The sequence below is a fragment of the Halalkalibacterium ligniniphilum genome (genome assembly GCF_000334155.1).
GTDB lineage: Bacteria > Bacillota > Bacilli > Bacillales > Bacillaceae_D > Halalkalibacterium > Halalkalibacterium ligniniphilum.
This window is the reverse complement of record NZ_ANNK01000091.1, coordinates 39,520-59,017: the sequence shown is the minus strand read 5'-3', so window position 1 is coordinate 59,017 and position 19,498 is coordinate 39,520. Positions and strand designations below refer to the sequence as shown.

Annotated in this window: 16 protein-coding genes and 1 riboswitch; of the genes, 2 read left to right on the top strand and 14 right to left on the bottom strand. The window is 36.6% G+C overall.

Annotation, left to right across the window (positions count from 1 at the left end; translation table 11 throughout):
* Window positions 1-425: 425 nt before the first annotated feature.
* The 10 genes from BLT_RS0110540 to BLT_RS21755 form a co-directional block, all read right to left on the bottom strand.
* Window positions 426-2,114 (bottom strand): methyl-accepting chemotaxis protein, encoded by a 1,689-nt coding sequence (locus BLT_RS0110540; protein ID WP_017727760.1) that lies wholly within the window; start codon window positions 2,112-2,114, stop codon window positions 426-428.
* Between the two features lie 309 nt (window positions 2,115-2,423).
* Window positions 2,424-3,089: a thiaminase II gene (gene tenA, locus BLT_RS0110535; RefSeq protein ID WP_017727759.1), complete on the bottom strand. Its 666-nt coding sequence runs from the start codon at window positions 3,087-3,089 to the stop codon at window positions 2,424-2,426.
* A gap of 335 nt (window positions 3,090-3,424) precedes the next feature.
* A riboswitch (TPP riboswitch) is annotated at window positions 3,425-3,536 on the bottom strand.
* A gap of 135 nt (window positions 3,537-3,671) precedes the next feature.
* A complete protein-coding gene (locus BLT_RS0110530; protein ID WP_017727758.1) occupies window positions 3,672-4,490 on the bottom strand; it encodes an alpha/beta fold hydrolase in 819 nt (272 codons plus the stop codon).
* Window positions 4,491-4,564: 74 nt separating this feature from the next.
* Window positions 4,565-5,215 carry an alpha/beta hydrolase gene (locus tag BLT_RS0110525; RefSeq protein ID WP_017727757.1) on the bottom strand — a complete coding sequence of 217 codons (651 nt, stop codon included), beginning with the start codon at window positions 5,213-5,215 and terminating at the stop codon, window positions 4,565-4,567.
* A gap of 102 nt (window positions 5,216-5,317) precedes the next feature.
* Window positions 5,318-6,298, bottom strand: coding sequence for a catechol 2,3-dioxygenase (locus BLT_RS0110520; protein WP_017727756.1), 981 nt, complete (start codon window positions 6,296-6,298; stop codon window positions 5,318-5,320).
* 122 nt (window positions 6,299-6,420) lie between these two features.
* A complete protein-coding gene (locus BLT_RS0110515) occupies window positions 6,421-7,635 on the bottom strand; it encodes a hypothetical protein (RefSeq protein ID WP_017727755.1) in 1,215 nt (404 codons plus the stop codon).
* A gap of 154 nt (window positions 7,636-7,789) precedes the next feature.
* The gene (locus tag BLT_RS0110510) at window positions 7,790-7,975 is read right to left on the bottom strand and encodes a tautomerase family protein (protein WP_017727754.1); all 186 of its coding nucleotides are present in this window, start codon (window positions 7,973-7,975) and stop codon (window positions 7,790-7,792) included.
* A gap of 125 nt (window positions 7,976-8,100) precedes the next feature.
* Entirely contained in the window at window positions 8,101-8,997 is an 897-nt protein-coding gene (locus BLT_RS21760) for an FAD synthetase family protein (protein WP_017727753.1), read from the bottom strand.
* 34 nt (window positions 8,998-9,031) lie between these two features.
* On the bottom strand, window positions 9,032-9,514 hold the full coding sequence (locus BLT_RS0110500; protein ID WP_017727752.1) for a flavin reductase family protein: 483 nt from the start codon (window positions 9,512-9,514) through the stop codon (window positions 9,032-9,034).
* Window positions 9,515-9,779: 265 nt separating this feature from the next.
* Window positions 9,780-11,657 carry a XylR N-terminal domain-containing protein gene (locus tag BLT_RS21755; RefSeq protein ID WP_017727751.1) on the bottom strand — a complete coding sequence of 626 codons (1,878 nt, stop codon included), beginning with the start codon at window positions 11,655-11,657 and terminating at the stop codon, window positions 9,780-9,782.
* 660 nt (window positions 11,658-12,317) lie between these two features.
* Here BLT_RS21755 and BLT_RS0110490 point away from each other — a divergent pair.
* Entirely contained in the window at window positions 12,318-12,521 is a 204-nt protein-coding gene (locus tag BLT_RS0110490; protein ID WP_017727750.1) for a twin-arginine translocase TatA/TatE family subunit, read from the top strand.
* Window positions 12,522-12,836: 315 nt separating this feature from the next.
* Here BLT_RS0110490 and BLT_RS0110485 read toward each other — a convergent pair whose 3' ends face one another.
* Window positions 12,837-13,694 (bottom strand): polysaccharide deacetylase family protein, encoded by an 858-nt coding sequence (locus tag BLT_RS0110485; RefSeq protein ID WP_017727749.1) that lies wholly within the window; start codon window positions 13,692-13,694, stop codon window positions 12,837-12,839.
* 297 nt (window positions 13,695-13,991) lie between these two features.
* The gene (speD, locus tag BLT_RS0110480; RefSeq protein WP_026105068.1) at window positions 13,992-14,816 is read right to left on the bottom strand and encodes an adenosylmethionine decarboxylase; all 825 of its coding nucleotides are present in this window, start codon (window positions 14,814-14,816) and stop codon (window positions 13,992-13,994) included.
* A 152-nt stretch (window positions 14,817-14,968) separates the two neighbouring features.
* Here speD and BLT_RS0110475 point away from each other — a divergent pair, with 152 nt between their 5' ends.
* Complete coding sequence (locus BLT_RS0110475) at window positions 14,969-15,883, top strand: VanW family protein (protein ID WP_017727747.1); 915 nt, start codon at window positions 14,969-14,971, stop codon at window positions 15,881-15,883.
* A 750-nt stretch (window positions 15,884-16,633) separates the two neighbouring features.
* Here the strand turns inward: BLT_RS0110475 and BLT_RS0110470 are convergent.
* Both BLT_RS0110470 and BLT_RS0110455 read right to left on the bottom strand, forming a co-directional pair.
* Window positions 16,634-17,512: a DNA adenine methylase gene (locus tag BLT_RS0110470; protein WP_051045233.1), complete on the bottom strand. Its 879-nt coding sequence runs from the start codon at window positions 17,510-17,512 to the stop codon at window positions 16,634-16,636.
* 536 nt (window positions 17,513-18,048) lie between these two features.
* Window positions 18,049-19,419 carry a hypothetical protein gene (locus tag BLT_RS0110455; RefSeq protein WP_017727744.1) on the bottom strand — a complete coding sequence of 457 codons (1,371 nt, stop codon included), beginning with the start codon at window positions 19,417-19,419 and terminating at the stop codon, window positions 18,049-18,051.
* Between the last annotated feature and the right edge of the window lie 79 nt (window positions 19,420-19,498).

Sequence of the window (19,498 nt, the reverse complement as noted above, 5' to 3'; positions counted from 1 at the left end):
TGTATTGAAGCAGTCTTACTCAAAGCAATGACTTCTTACTTTTCACTTTTAGCTGAACTTAGTACATGAAAACAATGAGTGATGAGCGCTAAATAGGGTTGTTGCACTCATTCCATAAAAGTTTCGAAATATAGGAATTAATTAATGCAACGTTAGCGTTCGTTTAAATAAAGTTAATAGTAGAAAATATACTGCTGGTTCTTAAGAGTTTAAGAGGCTGGGACATAACGAACGTGTATGATTGAAAATGCGAACAATGCACAACCTTAGCGAAGTATATTTCCGAAGCGAACGCTATACATCAGTTACCTAAAAAGTTGCCTATTCATAAGTAAAGGTTCAATGCCATCCTTTTTAATGATGTGAAAAAACTAGCTCAAATCAATCGCTTTAGACGATCAATTGAGCTAGTTTCTACTTCATCCTTATAACTTAAATTTTCGAACAGTATTCTGTAGTTCTTCTGCCATTCTAGAAAGGGTCTCCGCTGCAGCAGAGATCTCTTCCATCGTTGCTGTTTGTTCCTCTGCAGATGCAGCTACATTTTGTGAATAAGCAGCAGCGCTCTCTGCAATCGTAGATGCTTCTTCGATAGATTTAGCCATCGTTGCTGTCCCAGCTGTAATTTGCTGAATTGAAGCGGATACTCCTTCCATTTGATTTAATACATCACTAATTGCATTAGAAATATCCTTAAATTCTGTCCCTGCCTTTGTTGCGTAGATTAACCCTTCTTTTACGGTATCACTTCCATCTTTCATTGCAGAAACAGAATGATGAATATCTTGCTGAATATCATAAATGAGCTGACTAATTTTACTAGCTGATTCATTCGATTCAATAGCTAGCTTACGGACTTCCTCTGCAACAACCGCGAATCCTTTACCATGCTCTCCAGCCCTTGCAGCTTCAATGGCTGCATTTAATGCTAACAGGTTTGTTTGATCTGAAACAGCAGTAATGAGTGATGTAATATTGCCGATTTCTTTTGATTTTTCCTCTAAATTAAGAATGACGCTTGAGATCTGATTTGTTTTATCGTTGATTTGATTCATTTGTTTCACAGTTTTATCAATCACAATTAAACCGTTATTCGCCTTTTGTTGAGTCTGATTTGTTGAATCTGTTACAAGCTGTACATTTTTCGCAATTTGATCCATGCTTGCAGAGATTGAACGAGCGATATCATTGGCATTGGTTGTACTTTCAACCTGTTTCTCAGCCCCTGTTGCAACCGATTGAATCGACTCGGTAATCTGGTCCGCAGCACGTACCGATTCAGTTGCACTTGCGTTTAATTGTTCTGAAGAAGCCGCTACTTGGTCTGAATTAGATAAAATACTTGAAATCATCGCTCTTAAGTTATCTGTCATTCGGTTAAAGGATTGATTTAGCTCAAAGATTTCGTCTTTGCTTTTCACGACAATCCGCTCAGTCGCTAAGTGTCCAGAAGCCACTTGTTTTGCAGCCTCACCGATTTTAATAATAGGAAGTGAAATAACATTTGACACCAATACTCCACTTACAATGGCGATCATAAATGCGACAATACTCACGATACCCACAACAAGTAGAGCACCTTCAGCCATCTGATTTGTCTCTGCTTGGGTTTCTACTAAAATGTCTTCGAGCCACCCTTTCAATGTACTAGCAGACTCTCTCATATCACGACTGATTGGAACGACACTTTCATTCGTCAACGAAATCGCTTCTTCTCTATCTGCTGGATAAACAAGAATAATAGATTCTACTTCATTTATAAATTGAGCATTCTTCGTCGATAATTCATCAAAGAATACGATCGTTTCTTGTCTCGTTGCTAGCACTTTAGCAGCTTCGATTTCTTCATTTATTTCGACGTTAGCTGCTCTTAAATCATCGAGGTAATTTTGATCTCCATATAGTAAATACCCACGAAGGTCACTTGTTTGTCTTGCGATTAAAGAATCAATGTCTTGCGTAATGGAACGAATCTCTGAAACGGTGTTTACTAGATATGTATACGATTCATTTGTATTTTTTAAATTTATATACGAGATAAAACTAGCGATTCCAAAAAGTACCGAAATTAATAAAAAGCTTCCTATCAATTTTTTTCTTATGGTTAGTCTCATGATTTTCCCCCAGTTGGCATCTATGTACTAGAAATACTTTTGTACTATATATGAAAATGAATAAATTCACAAGAGGAAATGATTAAATTTTACAAATTGTACAAGATATTGGAGAGAAACATTCACAAAAAATAAATACATTTAGAAAAAGTAGATTAAAAACAAAACGAAAATATAAATTAGTTATCTATATTTTTAATGATTATGTGTTTAGTAAATGGATTTTTAATAGTAAAAAAATCCCCTCTAGGAAGAAGAAAACTATTATATCTAACTAGAAGGGTTTTAGTTACCCTTAATTATTCTTTTTTACACTGGCCATTTTTCTAAGGTGTATGCCATTTCCCAAAACATATATTCATATTTGCTACTTGTTATAAAAATGGATTCCATCCGTTGTTTTTCAGCTTCAGAAGCTTTGTCAGCCCATTTATCTAAACGGTCGATTTGTTCTTTTACTAATGATTCAAACCATTCATCGCCGTAGGTGTCAATCCACTTTTGGTAAATTGGAACACCGGGCTTTGAATCTTTATATTTTTCCCCAATTTCCCAGTAGAGCCAATAGCAAGGAAGAATAGCGGCAATCACGTCACCTAGAGTCCCTTTGTAAGAAACTGAAAACATATGATTCGTATATGCAATCGCAGTTGGAGCAGGCTCATCAACAACGATTGTCCCCTCTTTGGAAATGCCTAATTCCTTTGCAAATCCTTCGTGTAATAAATGCTCTGCATCATACGTAGATTTTGCATGAAAAGCCATCCGACTTGTCGTATGAAAATCGAGTGCTTTTGCAGCACCAAGTGATTGAACTTGGGCAAATTGTGAAAGATAGAAGGAATCTTGTTGTACGTAATAGGAGAAACACTCCAACGGCAGAGATCCATCAGCAACTCCCTTTACAAAAGGGTGCTGAAAACTTGCTTCCCAGATCGAGTCAACTTTTTGGCGTAAATACTCAGAAAATTTCATTTTGCTTTCATCCTTTCTTCATTTTAAGGTTTTAGTTCATTTATTCGCCTATTTCATTCAAAGCCTTCTTTAATTTCTCCTTCTGTGAGGCACCTCAAGTCCAGCGATTAAATTGAATAGCGTGCTTTTCCCACAGTTACTTGACCCGATTCATAAAACGAATTTTCCTTTATCTAGTGATAGGTATCAATCACTTTCACCTCTTTTACAACAGTGTGATTGCACAAAATGCTGGGAGTAGAGAAATGATTTGTGTCTTAGTTTGTTCATGAATACCCCCTTTTTAAGCATAAAAAAAGTCAACGTGCCATGAAACATGTAGACTTACATTTAGTATGTAATTCTCTTATCATCCCTCCGCTGGCATTACCCAGATCAGATTTAATGGGTCGATATCTTCATCGGGATATCCTCTTAGCCAACCTTATAGCTCCCCAAGATTTTTGATTGTTAAATAAAGTATAACATACCATTTATTATATAGAAAAAAATATGCCTTTAATAGCTATTTTAGGCCGAGGTAATCCAACATATAAAACAGCTTGGTCCATACATTTGGATTGCAAGCTGTTTCTACACTAGTTATCGTTTTAAAAAATCATCCACTTGATTAATAAACGGTTGAGTTTTTTCAATTTGCGTCCAATGACCACATTCAGAGAACACATGCAACTCGGCTTTTGGAAGTATTTTTGATAGTTTCCAACTTGTTTTCTCGATCGGAATAATCCTGTCCTCTCTTCCATGAATTAATAAAACAGGAATTTCTATCTTCCGTAATTGGTCTTCTGACAACGCTAAAGCATCTACACATCTTTGTCTCGGTGCGGGAAACATGGCTGAAAAAGCTTCTTGAAAGCCTTCCTGAATGCTCGCCTTGTAACGCAACTCAACCAAATCATCGTTGCTTGCTGCACTTTGATCATAGGCAAACGTTGCGATCAGCGCTCTCATATTTTCTACACTTGGCTCATAGCCCCATACTGCATCTAATTCTTTAGTGATGGGGAATTCAATCCCTACACTGCCCATTAAAATTAATTTTTTTACTAAATCAGGACGGCGGTTCGCAATATGTAATGCCAATGCGCCTCCCATTGAATTACCAACGATTGATAGGTTTTCTAGATTCAGCGTTTCAATAAATGAGATCATATGGTTAACCCATACATTGACGGAGTACTCCATATTCTCTGGTCGCTCTGTATACCCAAACCCAACGACATCAGGAGCATAAAGCTTATATTGCTTTGACAGCTCTGGAAAAACCAATCTCCAATTTGCCCATGCCGAAACACCAGGACCCGAACCATGAATGAGAAGAATTGGCTCTCCCTCACCAGCTTCATGAAAATGTGTTTTGAACCCTCCTGCTTCGATATATTTCCCATTTTCAGACATCAATATCTATCCTTTCTCTTGGGTTTCGTACTACTTTAATAGGCTGTTTACATAAGCTTATGTGAGAATGCCATCTATGATTTTACTTGTACCCTTTCACGGAGCCATGAAACAAGATCCTGTTGATTCTCTTTTGAAATTTCATGGCCCGCTAGATAGGTCGTATATTTCACTGAAGCAGCTCGCTCAATCAAGTAATCATAATTCTCTTGACCAATGGTAGGAGGAAAAATTTCATCAAACTTACCATCAGAAAGAAAGATTGACATATGGTTTATTGGCTTTACTTCATATTCTGTTTTCACAAAAGAAGGAATGTAGCCATTCATTGCGACAACGCCTTTGATTGAATCACCTAAATGAATAGCTAGTGACATGCTTAAAATGGCTCCTTGGCTAAATCCAAGCAAGTATATCTGCTCAGGATCGATTGGATATTTGATTGTCGCGTATTCCATAAAATCTTTTAACCGCTTCATGCTTTCATCAAATAATGCTCGATCAGGGTTTCCATACCCTTTTAAATAGTAATAAGCAAAGCCTTTCTCAAATGTGAGATGGCCTCGAATGCCGATGATTATAAATTCATCTTTTAATTCCTTGACCAGTGCTACGATGTATTCCTCGTTATAGCCAATTCCATGTAACGCAAATATGACTGGATATTTCTGTCCCGGTTTTATGCTTTTGGGCTGGTGAATGGTATAAAAAAAGGGTGATTCCATCGTAAGCCTCCTTTTTCAGATTACTATTATGATTAAAAGTTGATGAGAGACTAAAGGGCATGACAGCTAGAAAACTGCCCTGCCCTTTAGCAAAGGTAAAAATTAGCCGATCGTTGAAGGCTTTTTATCGCCAATAATCGGGGTGCCATATCGGAAAAATTCTTCTGGTAGCTGAGAGCCGTACCAAATAATTCCTTTTTCCAAATCTTCTTCTTTCCACGTAATTGGCTTCCAATCAGGATCGAAAATTAAGTAACCCGCATCTCCAAATAACTCAACACGATTTCCACCAGGCTCAAGTACATAAAGGAAATAAGCTTGACTTACTCCATGCTTTCCAGGTCCTGCTTCAATTGTAATCCCATTTTCAGTAAAAAGTTCGCAAATGTCCATTAAGTGTTGAGGATAGCCGTACCAATAGCAAAGATGGTGCATACGTCCTTTTCCGCCAAGTGGATCTCCCATCATCGCAATCTCGTGGACTAGTGGACTTACGCTCATCCATGCAGCAACATCGGTACCATCCTTTAATTGAATATGTTCACGTAAATTAAAGCCAAGCTTATCCATCATAAAATCGACATTCGGTTTCGTTTCACTTGTCATTAAATTGACATGATCGAGTCGACGAACTGGGACGCCCCGTTGTGGTTTCTTTTGTGGACGGTTTAATAAAGGGGTTTTTAACTCTGATGGAGCTTCAAAGTATTCTACTTCCCAAAGTAATTCCATAGGATGTCCATCAGGCGTAGTAAATTGGTAGGCATCTCCATGACCAATTTCATTTTCAACCCAGCCTTTCTCAAGACCAGTCCCTTGAATCGCACTTACTCGACGATCTAACGCCTGCTGGGAAGATGTCCGCCAAGCAACATGGCCTAATCCAGCTTCCTTACCTTCTGTAATCTTGAGTGTATGATGATAGAAATCTTCATATGCTCTCAAGTAAACAGACTGACCTTCCTGATGAGAAATTTCCATTCCTAAAAGGTCTTTAAAAAACCACAACGTTTCATCTGGCTTCGGGCTGAAAATCTCCACATGTGCTAGCTGAGCAACATCAAAAATTGGTTCTTTTCTCATTTATAAAACCTCCTAAATAATGTGATGAAACTTAAAATTATCTATGCAGTCTGAATTGTGTGTACGCATTCAATTTGATTGCTTGAATCTATAGGTAAGCATGTTGCTCTCCCGTTACACAATTACCAAACAGGGTCACCTGCAAACCCGAACAACGTTCGACCAAAGGCAGCCAAAGAGTCTTCATACAGGTGATTCGGATGTGCAGCTAGAGCAAGTAAATCTCTTGTGATAAGCTCGACTTCATCACCTTTAAAGATCGCAGTCCCACCAAGGGTTAGCATAACCTTGACAGCAATATCCGTTGCTGCTTTCGCTACATGGCCTCGCAGAGCAAATAAGTGCTCTCTTTCTTCGTCGCTGACAACGGTCTTCCCTTCAGTTTGCCATGCTTGAAGCTTTTCAATATAAAGATTCACAAGGCCTTCTATAGAATTAAGCTGTAACTTTAGCTCGGCAAGAACACGTTGGCTTCCTGAGAAATCTTTTTCGCTTGCTCCCATCTTAAAGACACGTACACGTTTTTCTGTCCGTTCTTTGAACAAGGAAACGATTTTTTCCGCTCCACCTAATGCGACGAGCGGGAAGCCTAATAGGAAGAGAGGCATGAAAGGCATCCTGTATACCGGATCATTTTTATCATAATCGCCTCCAGCAGGTACTCCAGTGGCCATCACACGGCCTGCAGGAAAGATTCGATGTAAAGGAACATAGGCGTTATCCACTAATACACCGTTACTACCAGTACCACGCAGACCAACTGTATCCCAGTTTTCTACGACTGTAAGGTCAGACTTTGGCAATGCTAGGAGGCAGTATTCTGGTTCTTTGCTATCTGGCAATTCCATAATTGCACCTAAGCCAATCCAGTTGCTCCACAAAACACCGCTGCAAAAATTCCAATTTCCAGAAAGGCGGTATCCTTCTCCATCTGCGTCTTTTTCTACCTTACCGATAGGAGCAACAACGTCAGCAATCAAGCCACCTCTACCAAAGATTTCATCTCTACCTTTAGGAGGAAGATTGGCTACCCATGTTTCATGGATAGTGTAAAAATAGACGAGCCATCCAGCTGCAACACTATGACGTGCAACGGTACGAATGATTTCTCCATAAGTTTTTAAATCAACAGACAAACCCTCATATTTTTTGGGGCGCATAAGCTTATGAAAGTTTGCTCCCTCAATAGCCTTTGCTATTTTTTCAGAAAATCGAGCATTTTTGTCAGCCTCTTTCGCTTCAGCAGCAGCTAATCTCCCAATTTCTTCTGCTTTCGCTAATAGAGCAGCTCTATTTAATTCCCCTGCGCTTTCTAACTCTTGTTTGTTAATTGCCATCTGAACATACCTCCTCAATAAAGTTTAATTTTCCCATGAACGCTCGTGTATTTTTAAAAATTCATAAATACCAAATCGTAATCTCACTAAAGCTTCTGGATAGAAGTAGAATAAATTCATTAAAGCGCTTACATTTAGGTTTAAAGCTAGTAGATTAATTTTTTAATTTCTTTTTAACAGACTCACTAGCAATTCTCCAGTTTTCTACTGGTAAATCTTGAATAAGCACCCTTACCTTGTCTAAATCACAGTTAAGAATTTTCACTGCGATGTCTGACGTTTCGTAAATTAAAGCTTCTTTTTGCTCGTCTGTAATCCCAACAAGCAGTTGTATTAGCATCAGCACCCTTTACTTTTGAATTGTTCTAATAACAGCTTAAGATTTTCAATAATTCAAGTATACAGATCATAACGCTGGTTTTAATTCCTATTTTTAAAAATTTTTCATACGAAATGTGCTAATTTTTAAAAGAATGCGGATTGAATAAATCTATCGCTAAACGGCACTGTATCAAATTCAGTTACTGTAGCTATTCTTTTTAGCCATTTAATTTTTAGTTGCATTTGATTATCTATTTGTTGAAAACTGTTAAATTCAATCCTCAACTCATTGCTAGCAGCTTCTGTTGGACAGATGTATGCATAGCCATAGTAAGTGTGATGACCAATCGAAGCTTCAATCATATAGCAGCCGATTTTCGGAAGTGTATAGCCCTTTTCAATCTTGACTAACGCTTTAAGCTCACCAATATTTCGTTGTGAGGAGTTGACAACCATTTTGCCACGAGTCTCGTAATAGTTTCCTAGGTAAGAACACAGCTTTTCGACCTCTCCTCTTGCCAAAGCTTCTCGAATGAGTGTCGAACTAATTTTCTGGCCATCACAATCTGTCTTTGCTACTTTCGATACTTGAAAATATCCTTTTCCGTGTTCTAAGATCGTTTTCATTGTACCTTTTCCTTTGAAACCATAGGTAAAATCAAAGCCAGCTACAACATGAACAGCTTGTAGGCCAATCACATAATGTTCAATAAAGCTTTCAGGTGAAAGTGCTGCAAACTCTTCATTGAAATTAATAACATATAATTTGTTAACACCTAGACGAGCAAAGGTCTCTACTTTCACAGACATGGGGGTAATGTAACAAAAATTTTCCTTACCACCATTCAATATTTCTTTTGGATGGGGATAAAACGTGATAATAGCTAACTCTACTTTGTTCTCTTCTGCAACGGTTTTTGCAGTCTTAATGACACGCTGATGTCCAAGATGTACACCATCAAAAAACCCTAGAGCGATAACGCAAGGTTTGACGTTAAAAACAGTATCACGTTGATGATGAGTTAGATATATTGTTTCCATTCGAGTTAACTCCTTCGCAGTGCTTGAACAAGAACTACGTTGTGATGTTTTCTTGTAATGCATCTAAATCTCGATATCGGCCTTGGAAATATAATAATGGGTCATTTTCATTTATTTTCATTTCCTTCACTTCACCGATAAATAGGGTGTGATCTCCAGCTTCATGTTCTGCAACCACTTCACATGTTAAATTCACGAGTGCAGCTTCAATTATTGGCATCCCATTTAATCTGGCAAATTCATAGGGCTGACCATCCTTAATTTGTCCAGCAAACAACATCGAAGCTTCTTGCTGATTAGCAGCTAAAATGCTTACGGCATATTTTTTTGCTTTTTTGATGTAATCGAGCATTTTTGCTTGATTGCCAATGGAGATAACAACTAACTTAGGATTTAAAGATACGGACATAAATGCATTTGCCGTCATACCATGTTCTTTTCCATCCAGTTCTGTTGTGATAACTGTAATACCCGTTGCAAAATTCCCCATTGCATTTCGAAACAAACGATCATCCATTTCAATTCAACTCCTTCAATTTTTTTCTAACAAACCAATGAAAGCATTATATGCGCCTTTCAACATATCACTCCTTCTAAAATTCTTTGCTATACATAAATCATAATTAATTATTTGTTCAGAATATACAGATTATTATGTTGGTTGTTTGACTGAAATTAACTGCATCTTCGCATGGATCATATGGAGATTTATTTTTGTACATTTTAAAAAAACAAAAAAACAGCTTTAGAAATTCAGCTGTTTCACAGGGGAAAGCCCTTTATCATTTAATTGTTCCAAATTCTGTATCTGCCTCTAATTCAATCTCTATATCTAGTTCACCCATTAAAATAAGTGACTGGAGGGCTAAAAACAATTGAAAAGCAACATTCGGACGATTAATGTCTGATTCTAATATTTCATTTAACCGCTGTAATCGATACCGAAGGCCGCTGATAGAAAAATTCATATTTCGAGCTGTTTTATGAACATTGCATCCGTTATTTAAATAGTGATACAACGTTTTAGTTAACTCCATACTTTTATCTTCTTCAATTAATTTTCCGATTTTCTTGTTGATAAATTTTTGAATCATCTCATCGTTTTTCACCTGGAAGAGAATTCCTTCAATTCCTAAAGAATCAAAATTCACGATATTTCTAGAGCTGTTCGTAACTTTTAAAGCTGCAAGGCTCTCATTGTATAATTGGGCAGCATCTTCGATTGAAAATGAACTTGAACTAACGCCCATTCTAAATGATTCTTGCGGGAATTTGAATTGACAATAGTCTAATAGCTTTTTTAAAAGCTTATTTTTTTGGTGAACGCTTTCTGTGAAGGTATCTTCTGATATAAGAATAACAATGTCTTCAGCCTTTTGAGCCAAAAGCGCATGAATATTACGATCTTTAAAATACATATAAAGAAGGTTCATTAGTTCTTCGTTAACTACAAGTTCCTGCTTCATCGAATTCTTTTGTTTTGAGCGATTGAGGTTAATAACAAAATAAGGAGGATTAAGTTTAAAATCTAGATAATAGGCACGCTTGCTCATTTCTTTTTTACACATGCTGCCTGATAAGATATCCTCTAGAAAATTCCTTCTTATTTTATGTTCTGTATTTAAACGCGTTCTTTCATTTAACAAAATGGTTGAACATGCAAGTGCTGCACGTTCTAAAATCATTCGATCTAATTCTGTTGGCATACTTTCTTTGTACAAAAAAGAACAATAGCCAATAATTTTTTGTTGTAAAAAAATAGGTGTGATTAATTTCAAATGTACGCCGCTTTGTTCAATAAGCTCTGTCTTATTTATTTTAATTGGTCGGTGACGCTTTTGGGCTTCTTTATACGGTATACCGGCAACGGTCACTACGTTTTCATTTTGATCCTCAATGAGAACAGGCAAGTCAGTTGCTTCATGCAAAAGCTTTGCAATTGAAGACAAGCCGTTTTCTTGTAGTACTTCTTTCATTAACTTCTCATGGATATTGTAAGCTTTATTAAGATTGTCTCGTTCTAATAAAAGCTTTTCATACGTTTGCTCCAACTCATTAATTAGACTGTTTGCCTCATAATATTTAAGCTCCTTGTCTATTTTTCCTGACCATTCCTTCACGGTCCGACAAATACATTCGCAATAATCATGACCCATTGCTAAGCATTTTACTTCTTTCACAATGACCTTTTCTCCTAAAATCGTGGAGAGGTAGCCACTGGCATAACCTATCAAGTTATGGCACACAGGGTGTATACTATGACCAAATTGCTTAATATACTCTTGTGCTTCATAGGAATTAATCCAATGTGCTTCCATATGCATCGTTTTATTTTTAAAATCTACTTCGTTCACTAAAATATTTGCATCTTGTAAATAACCGTGTAATATATGCATTTTAGGTCCTGCTAACATTAATTCTTGAGCATTTTCCCAATTTAAATGTTTCATTTTTATGGCATCACTTATTCCAGAATGCCAACCATACCGTAGAAGAAATCCCTTTGTTCTGTCCTCGCCTAGCGTTTCTAATAACTCTTTGCGCAACGTTCCAATGGCTTCTGTAGGAATGGAAATGATTCTTTCGTATTGAGATTCCTCATGTTCTTGTTCAGTTACACTTTTATAAAACTGAGCCAAGTTTAATTTTTCAGCTCTCATATTTTCACCACCGTTAAAAAGATTTTTATAAAAATCATTTCAAACATTGTGAAAAAATCTAGATGTAACATGAATCATCAAAAACACAGATAAATAACAAAAAGTATGCGCTTACATTTCAGGCAATTAAATAAAATTGTCTGTAATGAACTTAAAACCATAGAAATTTTTTAGAGATCCGCACGAACGATATCGATACATGATTTAAATCTAAGAGTCACCTAACGAACGTCACTTTGCACAGTATATTAATTATAAAATTCACTTTATTCAAAAAAATACAAACGATTCAGCTTGAAATTTGTTCTCTATTTTCAATTTTATCGTACGAATATGCTGAAGCAGCTGTTTTAGGAATTATAGAAATAAAAAAGTGAAAAGTAAAGCATAAGCTACCATATAAACAATAATGAACAAAACAACTATTTATTCAGCAATCTTCTACAACGAACGATAAAATTTTAGGGTTCTTCCCTATATGAGCTTTCATCTCCCCAAAATTTGTTCACACATACTTAGAGGGATTTCTGAAAGTTTGTATATGATTTCCAATGATAATTTTATCATTCAGATTGTAATTTTTCGTCTGAAAAGCTATATTAAAAATTAGAAAAGAAATCTTACCTTTCACTATTTTAGTTTTTTGGGAGGCAATTATTTATGGTAGGACCAGCTGGATTAGTTCTAATTGGTACGGTTGCATTACTCGTATTCGGACCAAAAAAATTACCGGAAGTTGGACGTGCTGCAGGTAAAACACTTCTTGAGTTTAAGAACGCGACAAAAGGTATCATGGATGATGAGAATGACACAGGAAAAAAAGATATCACAGTAAAGAAAAGCGATAACGAAACAAAGCTTTAAATATTAAAATAAAAAGGGCTGGGACAAAAGAGTTTTTATTGAAGAGAAATCCGCACGTCATGCTCGTTGCTGCATAGCATTCGCTTCGGAAATATACTTCGCTAAGCATTTTCAATCATACACGTTCGTTATGTCCCAGCCTCTTTTTAAAGTGAAATCGTTTATTTTCATCCTTTCATGCAAATTTTAAAAGACCCAGCTAGGAGTCGCTGAATTCTAAGTGAACGTACAGTGATCTACCTTTTGAAAATAATAGCAAAGCATGTTGTATTAGCAATTATTTTTTGGTAATTATTTCCTGCGATGCATTCGATCTCATTTCTTATAAGAAATATTCACTAGATCAGGAACGGTTACAAACTCAAGTCCTTGTTCTTTTATCTCTGGAATGATTTGGTGAAGCGATTTTATCGTTCTTGTTCGATCTGCATTTTCTTCTCCACCGTCATGCATGAGGATTATCGCACCAGGTGAAAGATTCCTTAAAACATTTATTGCAATTTCTTCTGGAGGTAATTCTCGCCAATCTAAGGAGTCAACTGACCAACCGACGACCGTATAGTTCATTTCTTTGAGCTTTTCAACTAATTTTTCGTTTAAAAATCCATATGGTGCTCGGAACAGCCTTGTGCGATAACCAATTACCCCAGCAAGGATATCTTCCGTTTTCTTAACTTCTTCTTCAAGTGCTTTTTCTGAAGCTTCTACAAGATTTCGATGAGAATATGCATGGTTCCCAACAATATGCCCTTCACTTATCATTCGTTTGACAAGGTCAGGGTAAGCTTCTGCCCTTTTACCCATGACAAAAAACGTGGCTTTTACATTATATTGTTTTAAAATATCTAAAACCTGTGGTGTAAAACGCGGGTCTGGACCATCATCAAAGGTTAAGGCAACTTTATTTTCTGTTAAGGGTCCCCGTAGAATGACTGTATCTGGATATTTTTGCTGTAAAATAATATTTGAAACAGGCTTTTGTACTCGAACCGTTGATTCAGGGCCTCCTTCGAGAGCAGGCAATCCGTCTTTTAATTGTTTCGCGTTAAGCTCCCGTGCTTCCACGCTATTACTTGGCAATTTTTGAGCAGCATGTACAGATAACAAGGTTAGGCTCTGACAACTAATGACTATAACAGCCAAAAAAAAGAACCGTAAAATATTGTTTTTCATTCGTTCCTCCATTAGTTTACATAATAATATTATGTTATTTAAATTATGGTTTCACATATTCCCTTTACGAACGTTTTTGATTTAATCGCTTTTGTTGCAGGGCTATAATTGTACGGTCACATTCTCTTCCTCCATCAGCAAGCGGATGAGTTTTGCCTTTATTCGTATGCCTTATCCCGCCCTTTTTTTATATTGTCTGTATCTCCAAACAAAATTATGTTTGAAGTCATTTATTCAACTAAAAACCTTCCCATTGTAAGGAAGGCTTTAATACACGCATGATATTTAGAAGGGTCCTCAATCATCTTGTGAGTCAGGACTCATATTTTTTCCATAAAATATTTCTTCCATTTCAATTTTTAATCTTTCTGTGATTTCCTTTATCTCTTGCGCCTGTAATTTTTCTTTCGTATAGCCAAATAAATAGTTGTTTAGATCGAACTCTTTGAGCTTGCATTTTGTATGAAAAATATGCTCTTGATAAATATTAACATCAATCATATCGAACAAGCTCTTTATTTCTTTTGGAATATAGGTCTGAATGGAGCTAATATCGTGATCAATAAATAATTTATGGCCTTTAATATCACGCGTGAATCCTCTCACTCGGTAATCAATCGTCATAATGTCTGTATCAAATGAATGAATAAGATAGTGCAATGCTTTAAGGGGTGAAATTTCTCCACATGTTGCTACGTCGATATCTGCTCTGAATGTACTAATTCCCTCATTTGGATGATACTCAGGGTATGTATGCACAGTAATATGGCTTTTATCAAGCTGCATTACAACTGACTCAGGTAATGGTCCTGGTGATTCTTTCAAGGATTCGTTAGGAACTTCTACGACTGGTCCTTCTGATATCAATAAGGTTACACTGGCTCCTTGTGGGACATAATCCTGCTGAGAAATGTTTAAGACATGGGCTCCAATAATATTTGAGACATTTTTTAAAATGTTTGTCAGTCTCTCTGCATTATATTGCTCGTCTATATAATCGATATATGCTTTACGTTCTTCTTTTGACTTCGTATAGCAAATATCATACATATTAAAGCTTAATGATTTTGTTAAATTATTAAAACCATGTAATTTTATTCGCTGCGCCGGAGTTTGTTTCATGCTTTTTCCCTTCATTCATTATTGTCTTTCCTTCTTATGTTAGCTAAAAGAAACGGCAACTATTCCTAAAAAAACAATTCTTTTTTTATGTCATGTTCAATCACATGATCTAATACCTAGCTAGTTATACTATGAACGAGGGAGGCTGGCTTATGAAGTATTTCGTTTTTTTTATTCTTTTTTTCTTTCATCCATTACCAAGCGTTCATGATGATTTTGTCATTACAGATGATGGTGAAACAATTGCTACAGTAAATCGAACAGAGTTGATGATGCCGTTACTTGGTAATGCCATGGTCAATACGGAGAAATTTTCACAATTAATCAATGAGCTTGATAAGCATATTTACTTGCCACCTACGAATGCAACGCTAAACTCCAATGGCCAAATTGTAGAAGAGAAGGTAGGCTATAAACTTGATCAGAAAAGATTTCATGAATTATTTTATACCTACTTCTATGCTCAAGGGCATGCTGAAATTGAAATTCCAAAAATTAAGCTTTATCCAAAAGTAGACAGTGAGCTTTTAGCAAATATTCGTACACAGAGAATCGGTTACTATGTTACTTATTTTAATATGAATAATAAGGAAAGGTGTCATAATATTACCCTTGCTAATGAGGCGATCAATAATTACGTTGTTTTTCCTGGGGAGACGTTCTCCTTTAATGCGGTAGTCGGAAAGCGGACGAAAGAAAAAGGTTATTTACCAGCTCCAGTTATTGTAAGAGGTGAATTGACAGAAGGAATCGGGGGAGGGATTTGTCAAGTGTCTTCGACCCTTTATAATGCGGTAGACCATGCTCGCTTGCAAATTCTGCAACGGTACAGCCACAGCAAGCGTGTTCCCTATGTTCCACCTGGTCGTGACGCAACGGTCAGCTGGTACGGTCCTGATTTTGTTTTTAAAAATCAACATAATCAACCGATTCTTATCCAATCAAAAACATATGGAGGGCAGATTATTATCCAGATTTTTTCTTCAGATGCTTTTGATCACAAACCAAAAAACGTTCCAAGCGCTCCACATCAATTAGCGAAAGAAATTAAAGACCTTTTACCTTAAATTCTCATAAAAGGGCTCGGACAAAAGAGTTTTTATTGAAGAGAAATCCGAACGTCATGATCGTTGCTGCATAGCATTCGCTTCGGAAATATACTTCTCTAAGGTTGTGCATTGTTCGCATGTTCAATCATACACGTTCGTTATGTCCCAGCCTCTTTTTGAATTAGCAATTATTCAAAGGGAAGTGTCTTAAGTTTCCCTTCATTTGTAGAAGAATCTTTGCTCACTCGAAAAATATAAGTGGCATTAACTTCTTGTTACCTTTTTGTTTAAATTTATAGGAAATCGGTCACTATTTTCTAAAATCCATCGAACAAAAGGAAGTTGTTAACCCTCCCCTATCAAGAAAGATAGATCAGCGGCAAAAGGAACATAGTCATCTTCAAAGAAGAATGACACAATCATCATATGGAATCAACGACAATGAGTTATATTGAAAAAGCTTATGAATTAGGGCTTGTTGACACACTAGGATCTTTATACCGAGCACAAGGATAAAGATATTCACTACATTTATAAAGATAATCAAAAAAATTAGTTCTAAATATAAGAATGGAAGCTATTAATGAAATATAAAAACTCATGTTTTAACTGAACGGAGACTTAACAAGCCAAATAAAAAAGTCGGATCCTCCTTAGAATATAGGAATCCGGCTTTTTTAGGTTAAAAATTGCTTAGCGTATAATATCTGCGTTTTGTCGACAGGACCCCATCTACAATATTTTAATTTTAATTATACAAACCTTCCGTCACTTAGTTTCATAGTTCATTATTAAGACTTCATCAATCTTTCCTCGTTTGCTTGCTACTGAATTAATGCTTCGGGTTGCTTGGACCGTGACCATTTTATAATCTTTATAAATGTCTAGGATAAAATCAGTGGCTGAATTGCTGAGAAGGACGTAGCACCCTTTCTTATCTAATTCTGAAAAAACATCTCGGAGCTGTATCTGATCCTCTTTTGTAAAACCGTCTAAGCTGTAGCTCGTAAAATCAGATGTGGTCGAAACAGGGTCATACGGAGGGTCAAAATAGACAAAGTCCCCTTCTTTAGCTGTTGAAACAGCCTCCGCATAGCTTTTGTTCATGATCGTAACGTTATGATTGTTTAAGTAGTCACTAACAGATCGTAAAACCTGTTCATTTACGTATTTTGGATCTTTATATTTTCCAAAAGGTACATTAAATTGTCCTTTGCGGTTAACTCGATATAGTCCGTTAAAACAGGTTTTGTTCAAATAAATAATTCTTGAGGCTTTTTGAATGGCTGTACGCTGCGCATATTCATCGGTCCTGTCCCAATTTCGAATCTCATAAAAATAGTCCGACTCGTTTTTATGTTTTTTTAGTTCTTCAATTAACTCATCCACATTGTTTTTTATCACTTGATAGGTGTTAATTAATTCTGAGTTAATATCATTAATGATAGCATTCTTCGGTTGCAGACCGAAGAGGACCGCTCCAGCTCCAACAAAGGGCTCGTAATACGTTTGAAAGTTTGAAGGAATGTATTTCTGTATCTCAGGAAGTAATTGTCTTTTTCCTCCTGCCCACTTCAAAAATGGTTGGGCTGTGTTACTTGTTGATGTTGCCAATGCAGTTCTCTCCTTTAAGGTGGAGTATCTCATTTGTGTGCTCTGTTGGTAAAAGCTCCTTCACTAATTCTCCTGTACCTAATCAAATAATGTGTTGCTGAAACTTCGCTTTGTTTATTTTTAGTACAAAAGGATGATTAGGTAAGTGGAAGCTTTTTTCAACATAGTTCCAATCTGGACCTGAGGACGAATAAGCTCCATGTGTCATTTGCCACATAAGTGTCTCGTCCTCCCCTACTAATAATTAACCCTTCAGCAGCTAATTCATCATAGGCTAGAACGATGGTGCTTCAATTAACCTCTAGCAATTTTGCGTTGAGATGGTAGCTTGGTTCAAACGGTCCACTCACCTTGCTAGATTTTTTCTTTTACAAGCATTTTAATTTGTATATAAAGTGGTATTTTGTTGTGTCGATCTGACTTCCACTGAATGTCCATCTTCATCCACCTTTTTCTTTTATCATACCACAACTGGCTGGTTACAAGACTAACCAGTTGGATGGTGACTTATTTTATCCATCCTTTAGATAGAGTTCATTTAATGAAAGGTAAGCAGGTTTGGTTTCTTTTTAAAGTAATAAATACGCAATCAAGGTTCCGATTCCACCATAAAGAAGAGCAAAAGGCATATTTCGTAGCATGATCCGATAAGGATTTTCAATTGTGTTCATGGACGTCATCGTAACAGTAACTCCATACGTACCAACAGTGGCTGTCGCTAATGCCCCTGTAATTAGTACCATCCCAATGCTCAATGGATTCATAACATCATATAGAGGTGGCAAAACTTCCATTAATACACCGACTGTCGCCACAGGGTGTACACCAATCATGCTCATCCCTAGGTACATAAACTGTATTAAGAGTAAAATAATGATTGGATAACCAGAAGCAGCTAAAAATGGTTCTTGAATCAGTTGAAGAAACGGTGTTTCATTTAAACTACTAGAAAAAAACGCTAGTGATAAAAAAAGCACGACAAAATTTTGCATCCCATTCGTACGCGCCTTCCATGTCCCCCAGCCAATCGCTAAAAAGCTACGCCATTTTTTCATAAACAAGGCCCAAATGCAGGCGAATGGAAGAATGACCAATGTGACCGTTAAAATAAAATTAAGGTTAAATTGATTACCAACGAAAACTACAATCGCAAGGAACGTCGTTAATACAACCAAAAGGTGAAGGATTTGCAACCCAAATTCTTTTGGACTGAAAACACGATTGTGCCCTTCTACTGCTGGTTCATAAGGAACATTTTGAAAAGCTTTTTTTCCCCAGAGTGTGTCGATAACGAGAATGATAACAGAGCACAATAAGAGCCACGGTAAATAAGTAAGATAGCTTACCCCAGTCGTATCAACTGTAATGGCAACCATAATTTCCATTGGACTCCAAGCGAGGGCAATCGCAAAAGCCCGAAGTGTTGTTCTGCTAATAAATGCATCGCGTAACGTTTTTTTAAACTTTGTCATATTTTCAATCAATACATTCTGAGTTAAGGAAAGAGCCGATAAATTAATAAATGAAACAAGTGTATAGGTCGTTAAAGATGTTCTTACATACAGCTTTCCTAAATCCTCCACATTCGATTTCATCAACTGATTAATGCGACGGTCGAAACGACCGGCTCGTACAACGCTATTCATCCAAGGAAGGACGGCTAAAAATGCCAATAGCGGCATGGTAGAAGTCATATAAAACGGGATCTCATAAAGAGGCAATCCGGCATAAAGAAACAAAACCAACCCAATCAACACAAAAACAGTTCCAAGAATTCGAAACAGTTTAGCAGCACCTAAATAGGATATAAATAGCATTGGTAATGCTAACAACCCGACGATATATTCTAATGCTTCATTCTTTAAAAACACATTGACGATAAATAGCACAAGCACCAAAGAATAATAAATGTATAAGTTATGGTGGATCAATCGACTCATTTTCCTGCTCCCTTTCTTAAGAAAACATTTCGACTCTCAAAACATTCACATTAATCCACTTTACTCTTCTTCTATTAAT

Excerpts from the sequence above, each read along its gene's own strand:
- BLT_RS0110540 (WP_017727760.1), bottom strand. The coding sequence starts at position 2,114 with ATGAGACTAACCATAAGAAAAAAATTGATAGGAAGCTTTTTATTAATT.
- tenA (WP_017727759.1), bottom strand. The coding sequence starts at position 3,089 with ATGAAATTTTCTGAGTATTTACGCCAAAAAGTTGACTCGATCTGGGAA.
- BLT_RS0110530 (WP_017727758.1), bottom strand. The coding sequence starts at position 4,490 with ATGTCTGAAAATGGGAAATATATCGAAGCAGGAGGGTTCAAAACACAT.
- BLT_RS0110525 (WP_017727757.1), bottom strand. The coding sequence starts at position 5,215 with ATGGAATCACCCTTTTTTTATACCATTCACCAGCCCAAAAGCATAAAA.
- BLT_RS0110520 (WP_017727756.1), bottom strand. The coding sequence starts at position 6,298 with ATGAGAAAAGAACCAATTTTTGATGTTGCTCAGCTAGCACATGTGGAG.
- BLT_RS0110515 (WP_017727755.1), bottom strand. The coding sequence starts at position 7,635 with ATGGCAATTAACAAACAAGAGTTAGAAAGCGCAGGGGAATTAAATAGA.
- BLT_RS0110510 (WP_017727754.1), bottom strand. The coding sequence starts at position 7,975 with ATGCTAATACAACTGCTTGTTGGGATTACAGACGAGCAAAAAGAAGCT.
- BLT_RS21760 (WP_017727753.1), bottom strand. The coding sequence starts at position 8,997 with ATGGAAACAATATATCTAACTCATCATCAACGTGATACTGTTTTTAAC.
- BLT_RS0110500 (WP_017727752.1), bottom strand. The coding sequence starts at position 9,514 with ATGGATGATCGTTTGTTTCGAAATGCAATGGGGAATTTTGCAACGGGT.
- BLT_RS21755 (WP_017727751.1), bottom strand. The coding sequence starts at position 11,657 with ATGAGAGCTGAAAAATTAAACTTGGCTCAGTTTTATAAAAGTGTAACT.
- BLT_RS0110490 (WP_017727750.1), top strand. The coding sequence starts at position 12,318 with ATGGTAGGACCAGCTGGATTAGTTCTAATTGGTACGGTTGCATTACTC.
- BLT_RS0110485 (WP_017727749.1), bottom strand. The coding sequence starts at position 13,694 with ATGAAAAACAATATTTTACGGTTCTTTTTTTTGGCTGTTATAGTCATT.
- speD (WP_026105068.1), bottom strand. The coding sequence starts at position 14,816 with ATGAAACAAACTCCGGCGCAGCGAATAAAATTACATGGTTTTAATAAT.
- BLT_RS0110475 (WP_017727747.1), top strand. The coding sequence starts at position 14,969 with ATGAAGTATTTCGTTTTTTTTATTCTTTTTTTCTTTCATCCATTACCA.
- BLT_RS0110470 (WP_051045233.1), bottom strand. The coding sequence starts at position 17,512 with ATGAGATACTCCACCTTAAAGGAGAGAACTGCATTGGCAACATCAACA.
- BLT_RS0110455 (WP_017727744.1), bottom strand. The coding sequence starts at position 19,419 with ATGAGTCGATTGATCCACCATAACTTATACATTTATTATTCTTTGGTG.